This is a genomic window from Streptomyces sp. NPDC059455 (genome assembly GCF_042750115.1).
GTDB classification, from domain to species: domain Bacteria; phylum Actinomycetota; class Actinomycetes; order Streptomycetales; family Streptomycetaceae; genus Streptomyces; species Streptomyces endocoffeicus.
The window spans coordinates 77,768-82,755 of the sequence record NZ_JBHYVB010000013.1 but is presented as its reverse complement, the minus strand read 5'-3'; the positions used below and the strand labels follow the sequence as shown (position 1 = coordinate 82,755).

General features: G+C 68.0%; 3 protein-coding genes. All 3 read left to right on the top strand.

Translation table 11 applies throughout. The features are described from left to right. Positions 1–526: 526 nt before the first annotated feature. Genes ACFXB5_RS06870 through ACFXB5_RS06860 form a run of 3 tightly spaced genes read left to right on the top strand, consistent with a single transcriptional unit; the run spans position 527 to position 4,918 of the window. A complete protein-coding gene (locus ACFXB5_RS06870; protein ID WP_385203353.1) occupies positions 527–2,563 on the top strand; it encodes a flavin monoamine oxidase family protein in 2,037 nt (678 codons plus the stop codon). Next, positions 2,560–4,407, top strand: coding sequence for a thiamine pyrophosphate-binding protein (locus ACFXB5_RS06865; protein WP_385203351.1), 1,848 nt, complete (start codon positions 2,560–2,562; stop codon positions 4,405–4,407). Before ACFXB5_RS06870 ends, ACFXB5_RS06865 begins: the two co-directional genes overlap by 4 nt. Before the next feature lie 4 nt (positions 4,408–4,411). Then, positions 4,412–4,918 carry an inclusion body family protein gene (locus ACFXB5_RS06860; RefSeq protein WP_385203348.1) on the top strand — a complete coding sequence of 169 codons (507 nt, stop codon included), beginning with the start codon at positions 4,412–4,414 and terminating at the stop codon, positions 4,916–4,918. Positions 4,919–4,988: the final 70 nt, after the last annotated feature.

Here is a 4,988-nt window from a genome sequence, read left to right as displayed (position 1 = left end):
AAATCTCGCGCTCTTCTTTTTTTTTTTAAACCATACCGCTACTCCGTATAAACCCCCAAAACCTTTTTTGCGGGTTTGCCGGGCCCCCCCAAACCCCGCTCAACTCATTTCCCGTACGCCACGTCCTTGACGGCCTGAAACCAATTCGGATGGGCGGTCGGACCCGTCGGAATGGGTTTCTGAAAGGCACCCGAGCGGCCATAGGTATCGCTGCGGCGCGCCTTTCTTCATTATCGGGCAGGAGTTCGACGTCCGTCCATATCGCGAGGATGGCCGACCTGGCCCCGTTGCGCCCGTCGTCGCGAGGGCCACCGAGTTCGCCGAGACGCTGCCGCCACCGCGTCCCCCTTCCCCTTCGCCCCCTGGCGAAGCACCCGCCCCAGCCGGATCTCGGGCTCCTCCCAGGGAAAATCCAGCAAGTCGAAATTCCGTCAGCCACTAGGTCCCCCCCTCTTTAGGACTTTATCCATACATTACCTTTTGAAAGAAACGGGAAATCGTTTCTTCAAATCTACGATCGCAAGCTATGACCGACGCCCCACGCGATAACTCCGCCACCCGTGCGCGCTGGCAGACCTGTCTCAAGCTGGCCCGCGAACTCCTCCTCATCGGACCGGACAACACCGACCTCAAACTCGGCTATCTCCACACCCTCATCGACACGGGCAGCCTCGGCGTCACCCGCCACCCCCGCAAGAAGATCCTCATCATCGGCGCCGGGATCACCGGCCTGGTGGCCGGCCGCCTGCTCAAGGACGCGGGCCACGACGTCACCATCCTCGAGGCCAACACCGGCCGTGTCGGCGGGCGCATCAAGACCTTCCGCACCACCAAACACCACCAGCCGTTCGACGACGCCGCCCAGTACGCCGAGGCCGGCGCCATGCGGCTGCCCGACTTCCACCCGCTCGTCCTCGCCCTCGTCGACAAACTCGGGCTCGGCCGCCGCCTGTTCTACAACGTGGACGTCGACCCCGCCACCGGCAGTGGTCCCGATGTCCCCGTCCCCCCGGTGACGTACACCTCCTTCACCGGCCGCACCTGGACCTACGGCGACGACAGCCCCGACTTCCGCGCCCCCGACAAGCGCGGCAACACCTGGATCCGCACCAACCGCGTCCAAGTGCGGCGCTCCGACTACAGCGCCGTCCCGGAGAAGATCAACGAGGGTTTCCACCTCACCGACGACGAGGTCCGCGCCCCCGCCGTGCAGATGGTCGACGACGCGCTGGAGAGCGTGCGGGACTACTACTCCGACGTCGTGGACGGGAAGCGGGTCAACAAGCCGCTCGAGGAGTGGATCGAGGGCTGGGCCCGGGTGATCCGTGACTTCGACGGCTATTCGATGGGTGGCTTCCTGCGCGACTACGCCGGGCTCAGCGATGAGGCCATCGAGGCGGTCGGAACGCTGGAGAACATGTCCTCGCGGCTCCATCTCTCCTTCTTCCACAGCTTCCTGAGCCACACCGACATCAGCCCCGGTGTGCGCTACTGGGAGATACCCGGTGGCAGCTGGCGGCTTCCGGACGCGCTCCACCGGGGTCTGCGCGACGAGGTGCGGTTCGGTCACCGCATGATCCGCCTGGAGTACTTCGACCCCAGCCGCGACACCACGCCCGAGGGGACCGGCGCCGTCGGACCCGACGGATGGGGCGTGGCCGTGCAGACCGTGGCCGAGGACAATCCGGCGGGTCCGACGCGCCTGTGGACCGCGGATCTGGCCATCGTCGCCATCCCGTTCTCCACCCTGCGGTTCGTGGAGATCGTCCCCTCGATGTCGTACAAGAAGCGCCGCGCCATCATCGAGACCCACTACGACTCGGCCACCAAGGTGCTGCTGGAGTTCAGCCACCGGTGGTGGGAGTTCACCGAGGACGACTGGCGCAGCGAGCTCGAGAGCATCACACCGGGCCTCTACGAGTACTACCAGCGCGGCGGCGAGACCGGCACCGATCCCGTTCCCGCGCTCGCCGAGGCGGGCCGCGACCTGCTCGGCGCCGCGGTCAAGGACAGCGGGGTCACCGAGGAGTTACGTCAGGTCAACAGCACCATGCCACTGCGCGGCCCGGCCGTGCGCCCCGCCACCCACTGCTTCGGTGGCGGCTCCGCCACCGACAACCCCAACCGCTTCATCTACTACCCCTCGCACCCGGTCGAGGGCAGCACCGGCGGTGTGGTGCTCGCCTCGTACTCCTGGTCCGACGACGCCGCGCGCTGGGACTCCATGCGCGAGGCGGAGCGCTATGTCTACGCCCTGCGCAACCTCCAGGCCCTGCACGGCCGCCGCATCGAGGTGTTCTTCACCGGCCTGGGCGCCACCAAGAGCTGGGCCCGCGACCCGTATGCCTTCGGCGAGGCCGCCACGTACACCCCACACCAGATGACCAGCTTCCACCTGGACGCCTCCCGCCCCGAGGGCCCGGTGCACTTCGCCGGGGAGCACACCTCCCTCAAACACGCCTGGATCGAGGGCGCCCTGGAGAGCGCCATCCGCGCCGCCACCGCCGTCCACCAGGCACCGCCCCTCACCACCCCGGGCCCGGACCAGGAGGGCGGCTCATGACCGCGATCACCCCCGAGTGCACGGTCGCCCGCTATCTGGCCCGCCGCCTGGCCGAGCTGGGCATCACCCATCTGTTCGGGGTGCCCGGCAACCACCTCGGCCCGTTCCTCACCCCCCTTCGGGCCGAGGGCGACGTCGAGTGGGTCGGCACCCCCACCGAGGGCGGCGCGGGCCAGGCCGCCGATTCCTACGCCCGGCTCCATGGCATCGGCGCGGCCGCGGTCACCTACAGCGTCGGCGCGTTCAACCTGCTCAACGCCTGTGGCGGGGCGTATGTGGAGCACGTCCCGCTCATCGCCATCAACGCCTGCCCGCCGTACGAGCAGTGGCAGAACTACCGCGCCCTCGGCCTGCTCACCTCCCATATGAGCCCGCGCCGGGAGAGCAACCTGGACGCCTACCGGCAGGTCACCGTGGACGCGCAGGTCATCTCCAACCCGGGCCTCGCGCCGGGCCAGATCGACGCCGCGCTCACCGCCTGTCTGTCCGAGCGCAGGCCCGTCTATCTGGAGGTGATGGAGGATCTGTGGGACGAGCCGTGTGCCGTCGCCGAGCAGCCGCTGCTGCGCCGCGAGCGGCCGTTCAGCGCGCGCAACGAGGCCATGCTGGCGGGGGCCGTCGCCGCGATCCTCACGCTGGTCGAGGAGCACCCCGGCCCGGACGGCAGGCCCCGGCCGATCGTGTGGGCGGGCGAGGAGGTCGAGCGGTTCCGCCTCGACCGGCAGCTCTCCGATCTGACGCAGGCCACCGGGGTGCCGTTCTGCACCACCGTCGGCGCCAAGGCCGTCCTCGACGAGCGGCTGCCGCAGTTCCACGGCGTCTACAACGGCAAGGCCAGCCACCCGGATGTGCACTCGATCTTCAAGGACTGGGCCACCTGCCGGATCGGCCTCGGCACCTGGTCCACCTCGAAGAACCTCGGCGGTGAACTGTCTGTCGGCACGGACTGGGTGGTGGCGGCCCGGGGCGGTGTCAGCGTCGGCACCCAGTACTTCCCCGACGTCCAGCTCGCCCGGCTGATACCGGCCCTCCAGGACGCGCTGGTGGCGCGCTTCGGCTCCGGTGGCCTGACCGCCGACTACTACGCCGAGGCCCACGCCCACCACGGCGCGGCCGAGGACCGTCCCGCCTCCCTCGAGGACCACCGCGCCACGACGCTCCGCGCCGGCGGCTCGTCGTCCGGGTCCGGCGAACGGCTCACGTACGACGGGGTGTTCGACCGGATCAACCACTTCCTGGCCAAGGAGACCCGGGAGAGCTGGACGGTGGTCTCCGACGCCGCGTTCTCCCTCATCGGCTCGATGAACCTGACCCTGCCCGCGGGCGGCTTCCTGTCCCAGGTCAGCTGGCTGTCCATCGGCTGGTCCGTGGGTGCGGCCACCGGCGCGGCGCTCGCCCCCGAGCGCGGCCACGCCCGCCCGATGGTGTTCGTCGGCGACGGCGCCTTCCAGGAGACCTGCCAGGAGATCTCCACCCACACCAGGCTCGGTCTGCGGTCGGTGGTGTTCGTGATGGACAACGGGCACTTCTACGGCATCGAGCAGATGCTGGTGCACCCGTCCTACTACGCGGACCGGGACTCCCACGGCGCCGATGACACCGATGGCGCGGACTTCTACAACGTCCTCCACCCGTGGCACTACGAGCGGCTGGCGGATGTCTTCTCCGGCAAGAAGACCCCGGCGCACGGGGTCAGCGTGGCACACGCCTCCGAGCTGGACGAGCTGCTGGCCCGCCTCACCGACCCGACCGACCCGGTCAATTCCGGACCACTGCTGGTCCGCGTCCGCCTGCACCGCCACGACTATCCGCGGGCGATGGCCTACAAAGTAAAAGGAGAGTAGGAAAATGTCGGAGATCATCAATGTATTGATCGCGTTCGACGCGTTCTCGATCGCCAAGCAGTATCCCGACGCGTCAAAGGACTACAACGAGCCGACGTATGTCGACCAGAGCCTGATCTATATGACGACGCGCCAGGACCGCGTCGTCGGCACCTCGGGGGCCGAGCTGAACTTCCGCGCCAACCCCAGGGACATCATCAGGTGGCGCGAGACGACGCTGTCGCTCAACAGCGAGTACTGCGCCTTGCTGTACAGGTACGTGAGCGACGACCCGCTCATCAGCACACCGCAGGTCGTGATCGGCGACGGCACCTATCCGATCCCGAAGGACGGGGCCACCGACCGGCCGGACTTCGACACACAGGACTACGAGGATCACTTCTGGGAGGCGGACGTCAAGAAGATCGGCGAGGTCACCTACCACTTCTACTTCCAGATCCTGGACAGCGATCAGCAGCTGGTCGGGTACTTCCAGTGGGACCCGTTCATCACCATCGAGAAGCGATCCTGACGGCCCTCCCCGCGGTCAGGTAGCGGCACGTCCCGTAGGCGGTGCGGGGGTACGCAACGCCAAAGGGTGA